We start from the raw sequence: 19,348 nt of genomic DNA, 5'->3' as shown, positions 1-19,348 counted from the left end.
TTATTAATTGTTTCCATCGATTGGCAATGGTTTTCCTAAATGTTCATAAGCAAGTGGAGTTACAATTCTTCCACGAGGAGATCGTTGTATAAAGCCTATTTGCATTAAATAGGGCTCGTAGACATCCTCAATAGTTGTAGATTCTTCTCCAATACTCGCTGCAATAGTATCTAACCCTACGGGGCCACCTCTAAAACGCTCAATCATTGCATTAATCAGTTTATGGTCAATATGATCCAACCCTCTAGGGTCAACCTGTAATAGTTCCAACGCTTCTTTGGCAATAGTTATCGTAATGTTACCATTACCTCTCACTTGAGCATAATCCCTAACCCTTTTTAACAAACGATTGGCAATACGGGGGGTGCCTCTAGAGCGACGGGCAATTTCACCAGCTGATTCATGATCTATTGCTGCATTGAATAGCTCTGCGCTTCTTAATACAATTGACGTAAGGGCTTCTTCATCATAGTAATCCAAACGAAGCAGTACTCCAAAGCGATCTCGTAAAGGGGCAGATAGTGCGCCTGCTCTTGTTGTTGCTCCAACTAACGTGAAGGGAGGAAGATCAAGTCGTACACTTCTTGCCGAGGGACCTTTTCCTACTACAATATCTAAGCAGAAATCTTCCATAGCTGGATAAAGAACCTCTTCAATCGAGCGGTTTAAACGATGGATTTCATCAATGAATAATACATCGCCAGGCTCCAAAGAGCTAACGATTGCTGCCAAATCACCTGGACGCTCAATTGCGGGACCACTTGTCATCCTCATTTGAACATTCATTTCGTTAGCTATGACAGCAGCAAGTGTGGTTTTACCAAGACCCGGTGGACCATAAAGTAAGCAATGATCCAAGCTCTCATTTCTCATTTTTGCAGCTTCAATAAATATAGCCAAATTATGCTTTATTTTATCTTGCCCAATATACTGAGTTAATAACTGAGGACGGAGGGATTGCTCAAAAGGTTCATCATAGGAAGAAATTTCACTGGAAATAACACGTTCTGACAAACAAAACTCCTCCTTTCTTACTTACCAGAGAATAGTAGCTGCAATGATTTTTTCATGAATTCGTCAGTTGTAGTCAATTCATTATTTGCCTTAAGCTTAGGACGGATTTTGGATAATTCTTTTTCTGAATATCCTAGAGCTGTTAGTGCGAGCATAGCCTCTTCCATTTCATGAACAGTATCATGCTCAGTGAATAGGCTTGGCTCATCGTCCTCAAATTCTAGCTGTTCGATATCTATTAGGTCATTTAATTTACCTTTTAAATCTAGAATCATTTGTCTTGCAGTTTTTTTACCTACTCCGGGAAACTTGACCAAGAACGATTCATCTTCTCTTTCAATCGCTTGTATCACATGTGTCGGCTCACCACTTGCTAGTATGGCTAGTGCACCTTTAGGTCCAATTCCAGATACAAGGATCAATTTTCGAAATAGCTCTCTTTGTGCCAGGTTAGGAAAGCCCATTAATTGTTGGGCATCCTCTCTTACATGTAGATAAGTAAAGACTTGCGTTTCTTCCTCACTTCTTTGAAAGGCGAACGGATTAGGCGTAAACAATTGATAGCCAATTCCCTGTTGTTCTAACACAACGTATTCAGGTGTCACTCGAGTGACCTGCCCTTTTATGTAATCATACATACTTTATTTCCCACCAATCCTTCTAATCATTATAACATATCAAACAAAGAGGGCCGCCCATGTTCTTTGAGCGACCACTACATGTAAACTATTATAGCTGACTTAAATTATAGCATAAAATAGGCCAATTTGTTAAAGCTTTGTTCGTATACGGAATAAGCTGATTTATAAACTTCTGTTTACGTTCTTCTGGTAAGGCAAATGCATATAACCATTCTCTATACAATTCATTCGGATACATGATTGCTTCTTTGTATTTGGACATTATTTTTTCTAGTTCTGGAAACTCATTTAAAAATAACTCAATATTGTAGTCCATTTCAGGTAGTACTCGATGAATCCATAGGATAAACTCCATTTCCTTTGGACCTAGCACCGCTAAATCAAAATCAATCATCTTATACGTATCATCTCTTACTAGAAAATTATGATGAACGACATCACCGTGTAAAAGGGTTAAATTCTTCAAACTAAATGGTCGAATTTCACTAAGAGCAATCTCCCCATAATGTAAAAGCAATTTAGTCTGGTTATACCCAATATACGATTCTATAAATGGCACAATCTCTGATACCTTGAAGTACCTAGCTTGCCATTTAGAGATAAGGTTAAACGGATAAAGAAACGGGCTCTTTTCCCATTCTATTTTCCTTCTCGTTCCATGCATTCTTTTCAGTAACGTGTACGTCGCTAATCGATCTTTTTTATCTTTGTAGCTTACTGCACGACTATTTTCGAACCACGGCTGAATGATATACCCTTTTTGGGTAGTCGGGATAATTGGTAGGACAAATGGTTTTTTTAGTGCAGACAGTTCATCATGAATATAGCCTATCTTTGCAGCCTGTTCCTGGGAAGCATATTTCTTAACTGAAAAAATACCGTCTTCCTTTTTCCACTTCCACACATTCTTTTTGATTTGCTTTATATAAGTATCCACATTTAAAAGTGTCTATGAGGATATGGTGGGCAATGAAAATTTGGTTGGTAAAAATGTTGTGGAGGGCAAGGATAGCCACCTAGATATTGGTGATGTGCATACATTTCTGGCTGTGCATGGTTAGAGCCTCCACATGATGAACATTGGACCTGATTATATGCAGGATACTGTTGAAATTCCGGCTGAGCATATGTTTGGTGAGCTTGTGGCTGCTGAGTATGTTGCATATAATCATAAGCCATTTCCATTGCAGACGATGGATCCTCTACAAACATTTGCATTACCTGTTCATGAACATTTTCTTCCACTTGCATACGTGGATGACTAGGTGTTGCACTAAAGTCTACCTGACCCTCCGCTTCCATAGTCGTCGATTCAATTAGCATCCAGCTATTTGGCGATGGCATTTCAAATTCAGGCTTAGTCATCATATGCATTGGAGCGGGTGTCGTTGGTTGAACAGCCATTGGTTGCATATGCGGCAAATAGTGTACCGGATAATCTGGCGGACATGGCATCGGTGGGCAAGGCATTGGTGGACATGGCATTGTGTATACTGGTTGGTGCATTGGTGGACATGGAATTGGTATAGGCATTGGCATCGGTACTGGCATCGGTTGTACTTGAATTGGTTGTACCGGTTGTTGTTGAACTGGTTGAACTGGTTTTGGAGCTGGAGTTGGTTTAGGTTGAGCTATTGGCTTAGGTGCTGGTGTAGGTTTCGGCGCAGGTTTTGGTACTGGTTTCGGCGCGGGAGCTGGTGTGGGTTTGGATTCGCGAATTGGAATCGGAATTGGGATCGGGATTGGAATCGCTTTTTGTTCCGCCTTAGGTTGAATTGGTGGCATGGTAGGCATAGTCTGAATAGGTTCCGCTTTTTGAATTGGTGGTACTTGTGGTGCTGGTTGAGCTTTAGGTGTCGGTGCTACTTGAGCTGGTTGAGCTTTTTGCATATTTTTAAGATTTCCATCGTATGGCTGCGCCGTTCCATCCCCCATCATCCCCTTTTTGTTTGGACGATTATCTCCGTACGGATGAACCATAGTCTCTGCCTTTTTAGTTTCTGGGATGAAGATTTTCATGCCAGGTACTATATATTCTGGATTTGCTAAATGAGCGTTAATCTTTTTTAAATCATCAAAAGAAACTCCATACTCTCTGGAGATTTTCCAAAGGGTGTCACCCTTTTTGACAATATGAATTTGCAAAGTCTTCCTCCTTCCTTCACATTAAAATATGTGTAACATCAAAAATTGGTCACAGATTTTAAAACAATGTTACTTCCCTTCATGATAAACTTATGAATAGTAACTATACCGTTATGCAAGATTGGAGTGATTTACATTGAAAAAATTAAAAGGAGCAGCGAGAAGAGAATGGATTTTGACTTATTTAAAGGAACAGGACTCCCCAATCACTGGAGCTGATCTTGCGAAGTTAACTAATGTAAGTAGGCAGGTTATCGTCAGTGACATCACGTTACTAAAAGCTATTAACCATCCTATTTTGTCTACCAGTCAAGGTTACATCTTACTTCCCAATCAAGAGGAAAGTAATTTTATAAAAAGAAAAATTGCCTGTAATCATAAGTCAGAAGATACAAAAGACGAGTTACTGACATTAGTGGATGCAGGTGTCACAGTGGAAAGTGTAACTGTAGAGCATCCGGTTTATGGAGAAATCACCTCCTCTATCATGGTTTCTAATCGTCATGATGTTGAAAACTTTTTAAAAAAAGTCCAAGAAACAGAGGCGTCTTTTTTATTAGAGCTAACTGCTGGCCTTCATATTCATTTGTTATCTGCCCCAAATGAAGAGATATTACAACGAGGAATCGAAGCAATCCGAAAAAAAGGCTATGTGTTCGAGGGTTAATATTTAAATTTTGAAGAAAACAAATTAAAAAAGCGGAAGCATCTCAGTTAGAGGATGCTTCCGCTTTTGTTTCATATGTATAGTAGGAGCCGAGTGATTTTACTTCACACCCTAAAGCTATTAGCTCTTCCATCGCACCTTTCATCATAGGTGCTTTTTCATTTTCAAGCACATCGATAATAAAAAAGTACTGTCCTAGCCCCGTCTTCAAAGGACGAGATTCAATTTTACTTAAGTTCAGCTGACGCCAAGCGAATACGGATAGAACTTGATGTAAAGCACCAGACCGGTCATCTTTTGGCAATGTAATCATAACCGTCGTTTTAATTTGTCCGTTATGACCTATTTCTTCAATACTTGTTTTCGTCTTTGAAAGGACAAAGAAACGAGTATGGTTAAAATGGAAATCATGTATATTTTGTTCAACGATTTTCAGCCCATATTCTTCAGCAGCTGAAGTATTAGCAATTGCAGCAATACATTGATCACTGTGCTCCGATACATATTTGGCTGCGGCTGCAGTTGAGGATGCTTGCTCAAGTGGCACCTTACCAAATCGGTAATACAAATATTTATGACACTGGGCCAAAGCATGAGGATGGGAATAAATGTTAGAGATTTCTTCCCATCTTTTTTCATTATTTGGATGAACCATTAAATGTTGTGCTATCGGCGATAGAATTTCTGCAATCACAAAGACGTTAGCTTCGTGAAACAAATAATCTATTGTTAAAGGGACTGTCCCTTCTAGCGCATTTTCTAATGGCACTACTGCTATTTCAATTTGACCGTTGCTCACCATCTCAATACACTCTGGAATCGTACGGATAGGTAACAATGATGCCTCTGGAAATAATGCCTGTGTTGCTAAGTGGGTAAAAGATGCCTCAGGTCCAAGAAAAGCAACTTGGTGATTAATCATACACAAACACTCCTTAAAAAGCACCAGAACTAATTATTTCTGCTGATTCTACAAAGTCTAGTCGCTTCATTTCGTTTATAAACTCGTCTAATTCCTTTGCCATGGCTGTTACATCCAATGACAATGTCACGCTAGCTCGTCCCTGTATCGGGATTGTTTGGTGAATTGTTAAGACATTGCAAGCATAATCAGCCACTAGGGATAATAATCGTGCAAGCGTTCCTTCTCGGTCCTCTAACTGTAAAAAAACAGTTAAGATTCTTTCTTGTACAATAGAATGGAACGGAAAAACCGCATCACGATATTTGTAAAAAGCACTACGCGATAAATCGACTTCTTTCACAGCATCCCAAATCGAGGAAACTTTCCTCGATTGAAGGAGATGCTTAGCTTCTAAAGTTTTTTGCATTGCTTCTGTCAACACATCTTCTCTCACTAGAAAAAATCGTTGGCTTGTAACATCCTTCATGCGGTTCCCATCTCCCTATTCGATAAATTCAAACTCGAATTGTAATAGTCGTACAGTATCTCCATCTTTTGCACCACGTGTACGAAGAGCATCATCGATACCCATTCCACGTAATTGTCTAGAGAATCTGCGGATAGAATCTTCTCGACTGAAGTCTGTCATTTTAAATAATCTTTCTACAGTACCACCAGAAAGTACAAATGCACCATCGTCATCTCTAGAAATAACAAAGTCATCCTTAGAAGCTTCATGCTTGTACATGACAGATGTTTCTGTTTCTTCTTCTTGCATATGCTCTAATGGATACTCAGGAGCATCTTCTAAGATATCAGCAATAGCAAAGAGTAATTCCTGTAATCCTTGACGAGACACTGCAGAAATAGGGAATATTTTTGCATCTGCTCCCACTTTTTCTTTAAATGCTTTTAGGTTTTCTTCTGCTTCAGGCATATCCATTTTGTTTGCTACTATAATCTGAGGACGTTCTGTCAATCGTAAATTATATTGTCTTAACTCCTCATTAATTGTTACATAATCCTCGTAAGGCTCGCGACCTTCCATGCCAGACATATCAATAACATGTACAATTACACGAGTACGTTCGATATGACGCAGGAATTGATGCCCAAGGCCTACACCTTGATGAGCACCTTCGATAAGTCCAGGTAAATCAGCCATTACAAAGCTACGGTGATCTTCCGTTTCTACTAACCCTAAGTTAGGTACGATGGTTGTAAAATGATACGATGCTATTTTAGGCTTAGCAGCTGATACTACAGATAGTAATGTAGATTTACCAACGCTTGGGAAGCCTACTAGTCCTACATCAGCTAACACTTTTAACTCTAAAACAACGTTTAACTCGTTTCCTGGTTCTCCTTTTTCGGATAACTCAGGTGCTGGATTCGCTGGTGTTGCAAAACGTGAATTTCCGCGTCCGCCTCGTCCACCTTTAGCGATAACAGCTCTTTGTCCATGCTCCACTAGGTCAGCGATAACTTGTCCAGTTTCCTCATTCATCACTACAGTGCCTTCTGGTACTTTAACAATTAAATCATCCGCGTTTGCACCGTGCATATTCTTACTACCACCGTGTACTCCTCGGTTCGCTTTAAACTGTCGCTTATATCGGAAATCCATCAAAGTACGTAATCCTTCATCTACTTCAAAGACTACGTTACCTCCATTTCCTCCATCGCCCCCAGCGGGACCTCCCATAGGAACATACTTCTCACGACGGAAACCAACCATACCATCTCCGCCATCTCCACCTTTTACATACACCTTTACGTGATCGACAAACATTTATTTCACTCCAATCTTTCCTTTGCAACTAACTTAAATTGCAGGTATCCTACTGTGTTGTTCAGTCTTTCCATAGTAAATAATTCATGATTCGAATATTCTATCCAAGAGAATGGAGACCAATCTCCATTTACTTCAATTATAACTTCAAGTAATTCATTTGAATGGATATGAACCTTTAGAATCTGTTCTTGATAGCCTTGCAGCTTAGGATAAATTGTTTGCACAAAGCAATCGAGAATATTTTCTAATTCATAATCGAACATTTCTAATCCACGTTTGGACACAGATGTTTGAATTTCTAAAGTCATCTGACCATACGTTATAGGAAACGTTTGCAGCCATTCATTCGTCTTTAACAATCCTAAATTGTTTAAATCGAAGAATTGGGCGCACTTCTTTGAATACCTATGAATTAATTGTTTAGCCTCTTCGGGTCTACCGATATCCAAATTCATTTGAATTAAATGCATCTGATTTAAAAAATCATGCATGGAATGACGAAGTACTTCGTTAATTGATATATTTTTAGGATTCATATTAGTATACACGCTCCAACGTTTACTATCCTTCTAGTATAACAGGTATAGAATTATTTTGTGCAGGAGTATGATTACTTTTTTGTTATTTAAGAAGGTTATGTTAAAGTAGATTGATTTATAATGCAAATAAATCTTTAAATCAGAAAGTAGAATTGATTTCCGCACCAGCCGGACGCTTTCCGCGGGGTGAGCGATAAGCCATCACCCATCGCTAGCGCGCGTGGTTGTGATGTCTGATCTGTCTCACTCATCCCGCTGGAGTCGCCGTCTGTCGCTCCAATCATTAAATGGAAATGTAATTCATCGGTAAAGCGCTATTATAAAATTACTCGGATAAACAAAGCACAAAACTTTCTACATCCACATCATAATCTACTTATGTTCTTAATAGTCAACTTTTGTAATGTTTGCAGTCACTATAAAAAAGATTTTAGTCCAAATCAACCAATAACTTTAACAAAGCTTTTTAGAAAATAAAAAAGGACTGCATAAATGCAGTCCTCTTATTTTGTAAATTAAGCTTCTTGAGCTACAGGATATACACTTACTTTTTTCTTGTCGCGGCCGAAACGCTCAAAGCGCACTACACCGTCAACTTTCGCGAAAAGTGTGTCATCTCCACCACGGCCAACGTTTTCACCTGGGTGAATTTTTGTACCGCGTTGACGGAATAAAATTGATCCGCCTGATACGAATTGTCCATCAGCACGTTTAGCGCCTAGACGTTTCGATTGAGAGTCACGACCATTTTTAGTCGAACCTACTCCTTTTTTCGATGCGAAAAACTGAAGATCTAATCTTAACATATGTTCCACCTCCTACTTTTTGAAGGTTATTTTTATATACTTAGCGTAATCTTGCTCAATCGTTTGTAAAGATACAATCATTGCCTCCAATATTAACTGCATGCTTGCAGCTTTTTCAGAGCTTTCAATGCTAGGTACTTCCACGTATAAATACCCTCCGTCACCCTTTTGCTTAATAATAGGAGTAATTTTTGTAAGTGAGATAATGGCATTCACTGCACCAAATGATACAGCAGAAGCTCCTGCACAAACTAAATCCTTCCCATGTTCAGCAAAATCAGCATGTCCTTTCATTTCAAAGGAATGAATAAGACCTGATTGATCTCGTGTAACAGTCACTTTAATCATATTATAAGCTAATAGATTCTACTACTAATTTAGTATATGGTTGACGGTGACCTTGTTTTTTACGATAGTTCTTTTTAGCTTTGTATTTGAAAACGATGATTTTTTTAGCTTTGCCGTTTTTTACAACTTTCGCTGTAACTTTAGCACCTTCCACGAATGGAGCACCAACTTTAACATCATTCCCACCTACGAATAAAACTTTATCAAAAGTTACAACTTCATCAGCGTTTACATCTAATTTTTCAATATAGATTTCTTGCCCTTGTTCAACTTTGATTTGTTTACCACCAGTTTCAATAATTGCGTACATTTACCTGCACCTCCTCTTAGACTAAGACTCGCCTTACAAAAGGTGATTCGATCACTCGAATGCTTGAACCTTTTCAGAGCGGTTGTAGCAACGGGTGCTGCTACAAACAATAACATTAAAATGTTAACACATATAAAAAATCGAGTCAAGCGTTTTTCGTCATTCGATCAAATGCTAGCTTGTACTTTCTAAATCTCCAAGAAGAATAATTTTGTATAGCAATAAACAAAAAGATTAGCGATACAAATAAACCTTTAGGAAAGTAGTACAGACTGGTATAAAAGATTAGCATACTGATCCATAGAGAAAAACTGACTAACTCGATATAAAAGTTCGGAAATATTGAATAGATAACGCGTCCGCCATCAAGTGGATAAATAGGAAGTAAATTTAATCCTAGAATTACTAGCTGCGTATAGGTAAGTAGCTCCACCTGTGGAAAATGCAAAATTAGGCTTAATAAAAGAAGTAACAAAGTAACAAAGGGTCCTCCAAAAATAACAACAAGTTGCTCTCTCTTTTCCCATTTAGAAAATTGTTCGATTTTAATTTCTCCTCCATACGGGAGAATCGTACATGAATATATTTTCCCGCCAACTAGCTTTGCAGCTCCTAAATGACCTAATTCATGCAAGATGAGAGAGCCGAAAACGATAGCATAAACTGCAATCTCTCCAGATAAATAGAAAAAAAGAAGAAAGGGGATCATAATCGGATGTATACGGAAAAGCCTATTCTTCATAGTTTAAAGCTAGCCAGTCAACGATTTCCGTCGTATCTAATACTTCCCCATCTTTCTCTACTTGCACATACAGTATATCTCGCTTTACTGATGCAAATATTTCTCCAGCGCTTACAGAAGTATAGGGTAGCTGGAAGAAATCCTCCACAAATCCATAAGTAACTGTTTCTCCATTGTCGTACAAAATAGATATAGTCTTGCCAGTTTTCTTTTTGTAGCCAGTAAATATAATCAGACCATTTTCAGAAGCTCCAATTTCCTGTGAAGCAGAGAGCGACAGAACTGCCCCCTCACTATATGGTTGTATAGTGCTATACTCCAGTACTGGATTTTCTAAAAGCGGTCCACTCACTGTGACTACTTCCTCGTTTGGGGTAATCCATTCTCTTACTTTTTGATACATTTCGGTAGGCTTTTGAGGAGCTAAAAGTGTAGAAGCATAGTTAGTAGACAGTGCATCATTTTCTTCTAATTTGTCCATCGCGATAAAAGTAAATACTAATAGAAATGCAAGAACCCATTTTCTTTTCGATAGCATAACATTCCCCCTAAAAAAATATATGACTATCTGTCCCATTTCATGATAGAAAAATGGAATTGCTTATTAATTTAACCGTTCTTGTTTAAGAGATAAAGGTTATTTATGAAATTAATAGGGAGTAGACATTGATTTACGTTCCAGACGGGCGGTTTCCGCCGGCATGGCCTCAGCCTCCTCGTCGCTGTGTTCCTGCGGGGTTTTCACCTCATGCTTTTCCAGCTGGAGTCGCCGTCTTCCACTGCAATCAAGAACTAGGGAGGTTTTTGATGGCTATGTTAAAGGTAGAGGTTGATTTAAGACAAAAAATGAGCTGGGAGATCTCCTCCAAGCTCATTTTAATTTGATTTTCTCTTTACTAAAGCACCCGTAGTTGATGAAGAAATACAATTTATTCGACTTCTGCATCAAGTAGAAAACCAATAAATTCTTCGTGTAGTGCGATGTCGTCTTGCAACGATTCTTTGGTTTCTCTATCTATTAAATCAACCAACAACTTGTCTGCTTGGTCATCCCCGCCATCGACCATCACTAATATAGAATGAATAACTCCTTCTATAAGTTCATTTTGTATTTTTCGAAAGGCAAGCAGTTCTTCGTCCGAAGTGATTTTGTTTGCCAGCAACTGATACTCCTCTTCACAGTTAGAAGCGATTAAATCAGCGTCAGGACTTAAATGTTCAACCGCAGTGTGTGTCCAATAATCTTTAATGTTCTTTAAGTTTTCAAAAAGTAATTTCTGTTTATCGGTAAGCATTATGAGTTCTCCTTGATTAAATTAGTTCTTAAAATAATTATACTCACTCTTCAACTAAACTGCTGGTTTAGTTTAATTGTAACATTTCACAAAGCATGTCTGAGATCAACTTAAGAACAACTTAATGTTTTGAACATAAAAATAGACCATCGAAATGATGCCCACATTTTGTTAAAGCACCCGTTCATAATTTAAGGTTAGCCAGATTTTTCTGGTTGACCTTTAGCTTAATAAGAATAATCCGTTTCTATAGTTTCTGAGACACATCTTATCTCGTCCCCAGAGTTTAATGTAATTGTAGTCTTAATATATTCATCTTCTACTTCTAAATCAATTGAGTTGATATAAAAGCCACTTCCCCATGGTTCTAGCATTGGAACGTGTAAATTTCTTACCTCATTGAAATACAACTTAATTTCCCTTGTATTTGTGTCTTGGTTCGTCGCTGTAATTAGATTTATTTCTATTTCCTTTTTACTGTAATTAACCAATATATTTTGAAGTTCGGAATCGTGTAAATAAATGTCTTTTAATTTTTCGTAATTATTTATTGAATAAATAGCCACTTTGAACCCCTTTCTCATAACATTCTCAGATAAAAATATAGTACTTTTAACAAATTTTCTTATTGAACTAAACTGCACCTTCAGCTTAAGTGTAATATTTCACAAACTACATCGCTTCACGAATAAACAACCCTAGCCTTTAACATAGCCTTTTTAATTAGAGAAGCTTCTATTTATTAATTTCTATTTCATATACTTAAAGAGATTAATAGCGAGTATACTTTGATTTTGTTCCAGACTACGCTTTCCGCCGGCGTGGCTTCAGCCTCCTCGCTGCTGTGCTCCTGTGGGGTCTTCACCTCATGCTATGCCGGCTGGAGTAGCCGTCTTCCGTTTCAATCAATTAATATCATCCTTTTAGATCATTAAACATAAGGTACTTTCTATATAAGATAAAAAAGGCTACCAGGAGAAGTATAATGAGATAAGAAATAGCACAAAGTCGAAACATTTTCTTTACACTTTTTTCACGTAGAGAGATTAAGAACCACTATGATATAAGCAGTGAATCTTTAGCCAATTATGAAGTAAATCAAAAACAAAGAAGGCACTTCCTATTCAAAATAGAACAGAAAGTGCCTTCTTCTAATCACTTGAAGCTATTATTATCTTATTTAGCAAAAATAGATTTTATTTTAGAGATAACGCCTTTTTTAGGGGTATCCATTGACATAAGTGGTACGGATTCTCCTAAAATGCGTCTTGCAATGTTTCGATAACCAAGTGCAGCACGGTTAGATGGGTCCATTACTACAGGCTCACCCTTATTAGAAGATGTAATAACATTCTCATCATCCGCTATGATCCCTAATAAATCGATGGATAAATGTGTTGTGATTTCATTAATATCTAAAGCGTCTCCACTTTGCATAAGATGCTGGCGGATTCGATTGATAATTAATTTTGGAGGATCGATAGCTTCCTCTTGCTCTAACAAGCCGATTATACGGTCTGCATCACGCACAGCTGAAATTTCAGGTGTAGTGACAACAATCGCTTTATCAGCACCTGCAATTGCATTCTTATATCCTTGTTCAATACCAGCAGGGCAATCGATTAATACATAATCATAATCTCGTTTAAGCTCTGTAACCAGTTCTCTCATCTGTTCAGGATTGACTGCATTTTTATCCGTTGTTTGTGCTGCTGGCAAAAGGTAAAGTTTATCCTCAAAACGTTTATCCTTTACTAATGCTTGGTGAATCTTACAGCGACCTTCCACAACATCTACTAAATCATAAATAATTCTATTTTCTAGTCCTAGAACAACGTCTAAGTTTCTAAGACCTATGTCTGTATCCATTAAACAAACTTTCTTACCTTGCAAAGCCAATGCAGTACCAAGGTTAGCAGTGGTCGTCGTTTTACCGACTCCTCCCTTACCTGAAGTTATTACGATTGCTTCTCCCACATTAGCTTCCTCCTTTAAATGTCGATAAATTTGGTCTTATTAATCTAAGCTCCTGTAAACGGTCAATTGCGATAGAGCCATTAGTATGTAAATAAGCACATTCCATTTCGGGTTGCTCCGATAAGACACTTAACTCATCCGTCATCGTTTCTATAACATTATCAATTATTAGATGGGTTGCCTCTAGCCAGGAAGCTGCGATGACTGCATTTTTGTTGCCATTTGAACCAGCATGTGCGATGCCCTTTAGCCTTCCAAGAACAAACACATTTCCTCCAGCTACTACTCGTCCATTCGGATTGACATCTCCAATGACCACGAGGTCGCCCACTGCTTTGATGACTTGTCCAGACCTTACAATCCCAACATATGTCTCCGACTGATTTTCTAATAATCTTCTATTACAATCTTCAACGGTCATTACTTCACTCTGTATTTTAGAAACACGGAGATGTGCCGTCTGTTGTACACAATTTATAATTTCTTTTGCCTGTTCGTCATTACAATATCGATATCCAAGTTGTAAGAGTACTTCTGCCTGGCCTTCAAAACCTTCATCAGAAACCTTTTTCGTTAATTCTTCTAAAAGTTCTGTGTATGAACACTGATCGTCTAAACGTAATACAAGGCCCTCTTTCGTTCCTTTAATCGATATTAACTGCTTTTTCGTCAATCAAGTCACCTCAGATCTACTGTGAAACCAAAAAATATTATTTTTGAAGAAGTAATGCTTTTTGATTAAAACGGTATAGAAGAATATATTTAAATAACCATCCGAACATCAATATAAAGATGAGGTTCGCCAACATTGTTGGTAAAAGATTATGTTCATAAAAACTACTAAATGTCATGATTTTAATACCAATTGCTGTATAGAAAAAGAATAGCAATGTCTCTACTACTGCCACTAAAACTAGCGACAAGATAGTAGCTACCAGCAAGTGTTGGTGTATAAATTTTACTATAAAACTTGCTACCAAGCACATTAATGGGTAAATAAAAGAATATAATCCAATAATATCAATGAAAAAGACATCGTACAAGAGCCCAAACAACAATCCATATAACATTGCTCTTTTTTTATCATAATAAATAGAAACAAAAATCAAATATATAATTAAAAACCTTGGTACTAGTGTATAAAGTTCATTATTTAGCTCAATTGGCGAGAAAAGACCAAAAATCGGTTCCATATAAAATAATAGAACCGAAATGAGCACTACTAGATATCGCATCATGAGCCATCCCCTGCCTCTTTCTCGGCAGCCAAGTCAGCCTCCGTATTAGCACCATCAGAACCATCTACTACGTTCATAGAACGATTTGCGATGATTACATGGTCCAATATAGAGAAGCTTGCCTCTGGTTTAATGTAAGCGAGTTTAGTCAAACCATAATCATCAGTGGTAACCTCGGTTACCTCACCAACTAAAATTCCTTTTGGGAATATTCCACCCAAGCCTGAGGTAGTGACTTTCTGTCCTTTTTTCACCTCAAACTCCGAATCAATTCTCTTCAGAACTAATTCTTTTCGTTCTTCGTCAAAGCCTTCTATTAATCCGAACACTTCTCCCTCTTCGCTTGCAATGACAGCTGATACACGATAATTCGGGTTTTGTGTAGATAAAAGCTCAACCGTAGAGGTATATGGAGTAGTTAATATAACCTTACCAATTAGACCTTTGGCAGTCATTACGGCCATATTAGCTTCTACTCCATGAATCTCTCCCCGATTAATGATTATTTTCTCTTCCCATTGATCGGGATTACGAGCAATAACCGTTGCTTGGATAGGGTTGAAATCACGAAGGTCTTCTTTTTTATCAACTATTTCTTGTAATTCTTTTTTTTCGAGCTTTAAATCATTTACTTCTGCTTGTAAGGAGGCATAATCTTCTAATCTTGCTTTCAATCTTTTGTTCTCATCATATGTATTAAGTAAAGAATCTATATTATTAAAAACACCCGTTACATACTGAGTCGGTTTGGAAAACAACGTTTGTCCAAAACCGACTACATCTTTTACTAATTGTTCTGGCAATGATGCATGATTTCGATCGCGCAATGTAAAGCTGATAAGTGCCACAAGAAAAATCATCCCTACAAGTAGCAAGATTAATCGCTTATTTGAAAAAAACTGTGGCATATCTCACTTCCCCTTAACCTTTTGTTTGTTGACGTTTCAATAATCCCATATGATCTAACGCTTTACCAGTTCCGATTGCAACACAATCTAATGGGTTTTCAGCGATAAATACAGGCATATTCGTTTGATCACTAATCACTTTGTCCAGGTTACGAAGTAAAGCTCCCCCACCTGTAAGCATAATGCCGCGCTCCATTACATCTGCTGAAAGCTCTGGAGGAGTCTGTTCTAATGTTTTCTTCACTCCATCAATGATAGACGCAATAGATTCGCGCAATGCATTTGCGATCTCTTTTGATGATATTTCAATTGTTTTTGGTAACCCCGTCACAAGGTCACGACCACGAATATCCATAGACTCTTCTGCTTCCATAACACGTGCAGATCCAATTTCCATCTTGATTGCCTCTGCAGTACGTTCACCAATTGTTAGATTGTACGTCTTACGAACATAGCTTGTAATCGCTTGGTCCATTGCATCCCCGCCAACACGAACGGATTCACTCGTAACTACTCCACCAAGAGAAATAACAGCAACTTCTGTAGTTCCTCCACCTATATCAACGACCATACTTCCTGTAGGTTCCCAAACTGGAAGATTAGCTCCGATCGCAGCTGCAAACGGCTCTTCAATAGTCAATGCTTCACGAGCTCCTGCTTGCTTTGCAGCATCAATTACAGCGCGTTGTTCTACTGAAGTAATACCAAAAGGTACGCAAATCATGACATTGGGCTTGCTCCAAGACATGCCTGATGACTTCATCGCATTTTTCAAATAGTATTCTATCATGGCTGAGGTCGTATCAAAATCTGCGATAACCCCATCCTTCATTGGACGAATCGCCACAATAGAACCGGGAGTACGGCCAATCATATTTTTTGCATCGTTACCTACTGCAACAATGTCACCGTTTTGTACGTTTTTTGCTACTACGGAAGGCTCTCTTAAAACGATGCCCTTCCCTTTGATGAAAACAAGCGTATTCGCTGTTCCTAAGTCTATTCCTACATCTCTTGATCCAAATCCAAACACTATTTTTTACTCCCTTTCTAATCTAAACAAGTTTCACTTATTTTTTAAGTAATAACACTTATTATAACGGAAAGAAAGAAAAATGCACAGTGTCACATATACCCCTTTTCTTTTAAACTTATAAATTGATGGTCTCCTATGATTACATGGTCAAGAAGCTCAATACCCATAAGCTTTCCCGCCTCCATCAACCGTTTCGTTACATCTATGTCTTCAGTCGAAGGAGAAGGGTTTCCTGAAGGATGGTTGTGAGCACAAATAATGGATGCAGCGGAACGTTTTACCGCTTCTCTAAATATTTCCCTAGGGTGAACAATGGAAGCGTTTAAAGACCCGATAAATATCGTTTGCTTGTGTAGTATTTGATTTTTTACATTTAGGAATAAAGTTACGAAGTGTTCTTGCGTGAGGGAGGTCATATCTGGCATTAAATAAGTGGCTGCATCATTTGGGGACCTTATGGTAAACTTTTCATTCGTTTTTTGCTGTGATAATCTTTTTCCTAGCTCGACAGCTGCTAGAATCTGGACAGCCTTTGCTTGGCCAATTCCTTTAACCGTCATCATTTCTTCCAGTGTAGCATTTTTTAACTCTTGAATCTGTTCAAAAAAACCCAATACTCGATTGGCAAGATGAAGAACAGACTCTTGCTTCGTTCCAGTACGAAGCAAGATTGCAAGTAGTTCTTGGTTTGATAAACTTGAGGCGCCTTGTCTAATTAGTCTCTCTCTTGGTCTGTCCGCTATATGTACATCTCGGATCATGAGAGCGGGAGGAATTTTAACATTCATTCCGAAGTCTCCTTCTCTAATTGGATGACTTTCAATGTTAAAAGCGTCTGGAACAAACGGCCTAGTGGTAATCCGACTACATTGTTGTAATCGCCATTGATTTTTTCAACGAACATTCCACCCATTGTTTGTATACCGTAAGCGCCTGCCTTATCGAGTGAATCTCCGCTAGCAACATAAGCATCTATCTGTTCTTCTGTCAGTTCGTAAAATTGCACGGCAGTAGTTTCGGTAAAGCCAATAGAAATACCTGCTCCTTGGATGGATACTCCTGTGATTACCCGGTGCTCTTGACCAGATAGTGCTTGAAGAAACTCTTTTGCCTGATTAGAATCAACTGGCTTACTTAATAGCTTTTCGCCTAAATATACAGTAGTATCCGCCGCTATAACGATGGCATCCTCATTTCCTTGTACTACTTCATCTGATTTTTTGGTCGCTATCGCAAGTGTAAATTCCTCTGGAGATAGCTCCTGTTCAACTTCCTCGGATACACCAGAGGCTTGTATCTCAAATGGGATCCCTAATCTACCAAAAAGCTCTTTTCTTCTTGGCGACTCGCTTGCTAGAATAATTCTGTTATTTGTTGTTATTTTCATTGAAATTCCCCCTTTTTCTAAGCATACAAAAGAATGGAGAAAATGAAAATTGTGTTAAAAACGTGACTATTTGATTTTGAGCTGTTTTCTTATTTAAAAATTTAATTTTATACAATCGTTCTGTTCTAAATAGTGCGTAAAAACATGCAGTCGAATGACTGATGGACTGTCCGAAAACGTTGTGATAGCTTGAACAATTGTTGCTAGATCATCAGGATATTTCTCTTTACTGGCAATAGAATCAAAAAAATTTTTAGACAAATTTTCCTCGGTTAATAATGTCATCATGTTTTTAACTTTTGGATTCTCACAGCTACTAGTAGACACGTAAAAATTTTTTATAAAGGATGGCAATGCTTCTGTACTAACAGCAGCAGTTTCTTTTACATATAAATCACTCCAAATATAAAACTGCCCTTCTGCCTGAACAATACCGGCACGCTCTAGTGAGGGTTCAACTGCCATAAAAGAAATGGCACTCTCTTTTGTAGAGAACATTCCATATTGCTTGGCCTTGAAAGTTAGGGACGGCTCCGCAGATGTCTCTACCTTTTCTCCTCCCGTTTCCTTTCCATTTTCGGTAGCCGGCTTTTCCGTATTCTTACCTCCACTTGCTTCCCCTTCTACCTTCCGATCATTAGCTATATTTAATAACAAACCAAACAATAAAACCCCGACAACTCCTATAACAAGCCCTTGTAGTCCAGCCATTAAAATCATTTTCTTAGGATTTTTTTTTCGAAATGGCATAAATTCACCTCTTTTTTCACCACTTTACCATTTCCCAATTAAAAAAGGACAAGACCTTTGTCGGCTTGTCCTAAAAACTTATCGAGCTAAAAAAACAAATTAATGTACAAGTCGACAATTGCTTGACCATAGAAAAAAGAAATGATCGCTGCGATTGCTATAGAAGGTCCAAATGGAATAGGAGTTTTCCTTCCCTGCTTTGATATTTTCAACATAATAATACCCACTACCGTTCCTATAACTGAGGCTAAAAATAATGTCACTAAGGTGGATACCGTTCCTAACACGACACCAATAACAAAGAACAGCTTGATATCACCACCACCCATGCCACCTTTCGACACCATAGCGACTAAGAGTAATATTCCAAATCCAACAATTGCTCCGACTGCACTGTCCCACCAAGAAGTTAAAGGTGAGATAATGCGACCAATAATTAGTGGAATTAAAAAGAATAAAAGTATTTTATCAGGGATGAGCATATACGCAATATCGGAAACTGTAATGATAATCAATAAAGAAATAAACAATAGCGAAACAAAGAACTCCCACGAAAAACCTAGTTGGAAGTATGCAAATGTGAATAATACGCCTGTAGTTAGCTCGATGACTGGGTAAACCCAATGGATTTTAGTATCACATCCTCGGCACTTCCCCTTCAAAAAAACATAGGATAAGACCGGCACCAAGTCTTTAGCCGTTAAATTGCGATCACATGTCGTGCAATGAGAAGGCGGGCGAACAATAGATTCACCTTTCGGCACCCTTAGTCCCACTACATTATAAAAAGAGCCAAGCACTAAACCATATATAAATACAAATATTGCGATTACGATTTCCACTCAA

General features: G+C 38.1%; 25 protein-coding genes and 1 other annotated feature. Of the genes, 1 reads left to right on the top strand and 24 read right to left on the bottom strand.

Annotation, left to right across the window (positions count from 1 at the left end; genetic code table 11):
* Positions 1-3: 3 nt before the first annotated feature.
* The 4 genes from ruvB to MKY09_RS07600 all read right to left on the bottom strand — a co-directional run bounded on the left by ruvB (position 4) and on the right by MKY09_RS07600 (position 3,800).
* Complete coding sequence (gene ruvB / locus MKY09_RS07615; RefSeq protein ID WP_298470340.1) at positions 4-1,014, bottom strand: Holliday junction branch migration DNA helicase RuvB; 1,011 nt, start codon at positions 1,012-1,014, stop codon at positions 4-6.
* 17 nt (positions 1,015-1,031) lie between these two features.
* A complete protein-coding gene (ruvA, locus tag MKY09_RS07610; protein ID WP_340883172.1) occupies positions 1,032-1,652 on the bottom strand; it encodes a Holliday junction branch migration protein RuvA in 621 nt (206 codons plus the stop codon).
* Positions 1,653-1,743: 91 nt separating this feature from the next.
* The gene (locus MKY09_RS07605; protein ID WP_169357997.1) at positions 1,744-2,592 is read right to left on the bottom strand and encodes a phosphotransferase; all 849 of its coding nucleotides are present in this window, start codon (positions 2,590-2,592) and stop codon (positions 1,744-1,746) included.
* A 2-nt stretch (positions 2,593-2,594) separates the two neighbouring features.
* Entirely contained in the window at positions 2,595-3,800 is a 1,206-nt protein-coding gene (locus tag MKY09_RS07600; RefSeq protein ID WP_342568008.1) for a LysM peptidoglycan-binding domain-containing protein, read from the bottom strand.
* A gap of 136 nt (positions 3,801-3,936) precedes the next feature.
* Between MKY09_RS07600 and MKY09_RS07595 the strand changes: the two genes are divergently transcribed.
* Positions 3,937-4,467: a transcription repressor NadR gene (locus MKY09_RS07595; RefSeq protein ID WP_342568007.1), complete on the top strand. Its 531-nt coding sequence runs from the start codon at positions 3,937-3,939 to the stop codon at positions 4,465-4,467.
* A gap of 43 nt (positions 4,468-4,510) precedes the next feature.
* Here MKY09_RS07595 and pheA read toward each other — a convergent pair whose 3' ends face one another.
* From pheA to MKY09_RS07495, 20 genes are all read right to left on the bottom strand, one after another.
* Positions 4,511-5,389, bottom strand: coding sequence for a prephenate dehydratase (pheA, locus tag MKY09_RS07590; RefSeq protein WP_342568006.1), 879 nt, complete (start codon positions 5,387-5,389; stop codon positions 4,511-4,513).
* Positions 5,390-5,402: 13 nt separating this feature from the next.
* Positions 5,403-5,858 carry an ACT domain-containing protein gene (locus MKY09_RS07585; protein ID WP_169359905.1) on the bottom strand — a complete coding sequence of 152 codons (456 nt, stop codon included), beginning with the start codon at positions 5,856-5,858 and terminating at the stop codon, positions 5,403-5,405.
* A gap of 15 nt (positions 5,859-5,873) precedes the next feature.
* The gene (gene obgE, locus MKY09_RS07580) at positions 5,874-7,163 is read right to left on the bottom strand and encodes a GTPase ObgE (protein WP_169359904.1); all 1,290 of its coding nucleotides are present in this window, start codon (positions 7,161-7,163) and stop codon (positions 5,874-5,876) included.
* Positions 7,164-7,168: 5 nt separating this feature from the next.
* Positions 7,169-7,702 (bottom strand): Spo0B domain-containing protein, encoded by a 534-nt coding sequence (locus MKY09_RS07575; RefSeq protein ID WP_169359903.1) that lies wholly within the window; start codon positions 7,700-7,702, stop codon positions 7,169-7,171.
* Between the two features lie 518 nt (positions 7,703-8,220).
* Positions 8,221-8,511 carry a 50S ribosomal protein L27 gene (rpmA, locus tag MKY09_RS07570; RefSeq protein ID WP_144535725.1) on the bottom strand — a complete coding sequence of 97 codons (291 nt, stop codon included), beginning with the start codon at positions 8,509-8,511 and terminating at the stop codon, positions 8,221-8,223.
* 12 nt (positions 8,512-8,523) lie between these two features.
* The gene (locus MKY09_RS07565) at positions 8,524-8,859 is read right to left on the bottom strand and encodes a ribosomal-processing cysteine protease Prp (protein WP_298470325.1); all 336 of its coding nucleotides are present in this window, start codon (positions 8,857-8,859) and stop codon (positions 8,524-8,526) included.
* A gap of 1 nt (position 8,860) precedes the next feature.
* A complete protein-coding gene (gene rplU / locus MKY09_RS07560) occupies positions 8,861-9,169 on the bottom strand; it encodes a 50S ribosomal protein L21 (RefSeq protein ID WP_142538629.1) in 309 nt (102 codons plus the stop codon).
* A 14-nt stretch (positions 9,170-9,183) separates the two neighbouring features.
* Positions 9,184-9,263 (bottom strand) — a sequence feature (ribosomal protein L21 leader region).
* Positions 9,264-9,314: 51 nt separating this feature from the next.
* A complete protein-coding gene (locus tag MKY09_RS07555) occupies positions 9,315-9,911 on the bottom strand; it encodes a site-2 protease family protein (protein WP_169359901.1) in 597 nt (198 codons plus the stop codon).
* Positions 9,901-10,449, bottom strand: coding sequence for a hypothetical protein (locus MKY09_RS07550; protein ID WP_298470317.1), 549 nt, complete (start codon positions 10,447-10,449; stop codon positions 9,901-9,903). Before MKY09_RS07550 ends, MKY09_RS07555 begins: the two co-directional genes overlap by 11 nt.
* 391 nt (positions 10,450-10,840) lie before the next feature.
* Positions 10,841-11,206, bottom strand: a complete 366-nt coding sequence (locus MKY09_RS07545) for a histidine kinase (RefSeq protein WP_251557263.1) — start codon at positions 11,204-11,206, stop codon at positions 10,841-10,843.
* 227 nt (positions 11,207-11,433) lie between these two features.
* Positions 11,434-11,772, bottom strand: coding sequence for a hypothetical protein (locus MKY09_RS07540; protein ID WP_342568005.1), 339 nt, complete (start codon positions 11,770-11,772; stop codon positions 11,434-11,436).
* Between the two features lie 610 nt (positions 11,773-12,382).
* Positions 12,383-13,183 (bottom strand): septum site-determining protein MinD, encoded by an 801-nt coding sequence (minD, locus tag MKY09_RS07535; protein WP_298470315.1) that lies wholly within the window; start codon positions 13,181-13,183, stop codon positions 12,383-12,385.
* A gap of 1 nt (position 13,184) precedes the next feature.
* On the bottom strand, positions 13,185-13,856 hold the full coding sequence (minC, locus tag MKY09_RS07530; RefSeq protein ID WP_169359898.1) for a septum site-determining protein MinC: 672 nt from the start codon (positions 13,854-13,856) through the stop codon (positions 13,185-13,187).
* A gap of 37 nt (positions 13,857-13,893) precedes the next feature.
* The gene (gene mreD, locus MKY09_RS07525) at positions 13,894-14,421 is read right to left on the bottom strand and encodes a rod shape-determining protein MreD (RefSeq protein WP_169359897.1); all 528 of its coding nucleotides are present in this window, start codon (positions 14,419-14,421) and stop codon (positions 13,894-13,896) included.
* Positions 14,418-15,329, bottom strand: a complete 912-nt coding sequence (mreC, locus tag MKY09_RS07520) for a rod shape-determining protein MreC (protein ID WP_298470313.1) — start codon at positions 15,327-15,329, stop codon at positions 14,418-14,420. Before mreC ends, mreD begins: the two co-directional genes overlap by 4 nt.
* A 13-nt stretch (positions 15,330-15,342) precedes the next feature.
* Positions 15,343-16,362, bottom strand: a complete 1,020-nt coding sequence (locus MKY09_RS07515) for a rod shape-determining protein (protein ID WP_169359895.1) — start codon at positions 16,360-16,362, stop codon at positions 15,343-15,345.
* 92 nt (positions 16,363-16,454) lie between these two features.
* Positions 16,455-17,153 carry a DNA repair protein RadC gene (gene radC, locus MKY09_RS07510; RefSeq protein ID WP_342568004.1) on the bottom strand — a complete coding sequence of 233 codons (699 nt, stop codon included), beginning with the start codon at positions 17,151-17,153 and terminating at the stop codon, positions 16,455-16,457.
* Entirely contained in the window at positions 17,150-17,752 is a 603-nt protein-coding gene (locus tag MKY09_RS07505; RefSeq protein ID WP_342568003.1) for a Maf family protein, read from the bottom strand. Before MKY09_RS07505 ends, radC begins: the two co-directional genes overlap by 4 nt.
* Positions 17,753-17,845: 93 nt before the next feature.
* Positions 17,846-18,502: a hypothetical protein gene (locus MKY09_RS07500; RefSeq protein ID WP_342568002.1), complete on the bottom strand. Its 657-nt coding sequence runs from the start codon at positions 18,500-18,502 to the stop codon at positions 17,846-17,848.
* An 86-nt stretch (positions 18,503-18,588) separates the two neighbouring features.
* On the bottom strand, positions 18,589-19,344 hold the full coding sequence (locus MKY09_RS07495; RefSeq protein ID WP_342568001.1) for a prepilin peptidase: 756 nt from the start codon (positions 19,342-19,344) through the stop codon (positions 18,589-18,591).
* Between the last annotated feature and the right edge of the window lie 4 nt (positions 19,345-19,348).

It is taken from the genome of Psychrobacillus sp. FSL K6-4046, assembly GCF_038624605.1.
In the GTDB taxonomy this organism is placed as follows: Bacteria; Bacillota; Bacilli; order Bacillales_A; family Planococcaceae; genus Psychrobacillus.
This window is presented reverse-complemented; position numbering and strand designations above follow the sequence as displayed.

Excerpts from the sequence above, each read along its gene's own strand:
- mreC (WP_298470313.1), bottom strand. The coding sequence starts at position 15,329 with ATGCCACAGTTTTTTTCAAATAAGCGATTAATCTTGCTACTTGTAGGG.
- MKY09_RS07565 (WP_298470325.1), bottom strand. The coding sequence starts at position 8,859 with ATGATTAAAGTGACTGTTACACGAGATCAATCAGGTCTTATTCATTCC.
- obgE (WP_169359904.1), bottom strand. The coding sequence starts at position 7,163 with ATGTTTGTCGATCACGTAAAGGTGTATGTAAAAGGTGGAGATGGCGGA.
- MKY09_RS07555 (WP_169359901.1), bottom strand. The coding sequence starts at position 9,911 with ATGAAGAATAGGCTTTTCCGTATACATCCGATTATGATCCCCTTTCTT.
- MKY09_RS07500 (WP_342568002.1), bottom strand. The coding sequence starts at position 18,502 with ATGCCATTTCGAAAAAAAAATCCTAAGAAAATGATTTTAATGGCTGGA.
- rpmA (WP_144535725.1), bottom strand. The coding sequence starts at position 8,511 with ATGTTAAGATTAGATCTTCAGTTTTTCGCATCGAAAAAAGGAGTAGGT.
- MKY09_RS07505 (WP_342568003.1), bottom strand. The coding sequence starts at position 17,752 with ATGAAAATAACAACAAATAACAGAATTATTCTAGCAAGCGAGTCGCCA.
- MKY09_RS07550 (WP_298470317.1), bottom strand. The coding sequence starts at position 10,449 with ATGCTATCGAAAAGAAAATGGGTTCTTGCATTTCTATTAGTATTTACT.
- MKY09_RS07575 (WP_169359903.1), bottom strand. The coding sequence starts at position 7,702 with ATGAATCCTAAAAATATATCAATTAACGAAGTACTTCGTCATTCCATG.
- rplU (WP_142538629.1), bottom strand. The coding sequence starts at position 9,169 with ATGTACGCAATTATTGAAACTGGTGGTAAACAAATCAAAGTTGAACAA.
- radC (WP_342568004.1), bottom strand. The coding sequence starts at position 17,153 with ATGAATGTTAAAATTCCTCCCGCTCTCATGATCCGAGATGTACATATA.
- mreD (WP_169359897.1), bottom strand. The coding sequence starts at position 14,421 with ATGATGCGATATCTAGTAGTGCTCATTTCGGTTCTATTATTTTATATG.
- MKY09_RS07545 (WP_251557263.1), bottom strand. The coding sequence starts at position 11,206 with ATGCTTACCGATAAACAGAAATTACTTTTTGAAAACTTAAAGAACATT.
- ruvA (WP_340883172.1), bottom strand. The coding sequence starts at position 1,652 with ATGTATGATTACATAAAAGGGCAGGTCACTCGAGTGACACCTGAATAC.
- MKY09_RS07585 (WP_169359905.1), bottom strand. The coding sequence starts at position 5,858 with ATGAAGGATGTTACAAGCCAACGATTTTTTCTAGTGAGAGAAGATGTG.
- pheA (WP_342568006.1), bottom strand. The coding sequence starts at position 5,389 with ATGATTAATCACCAAGTTGCTTTTCTTGGACCTGAGGCATCTTTTACC.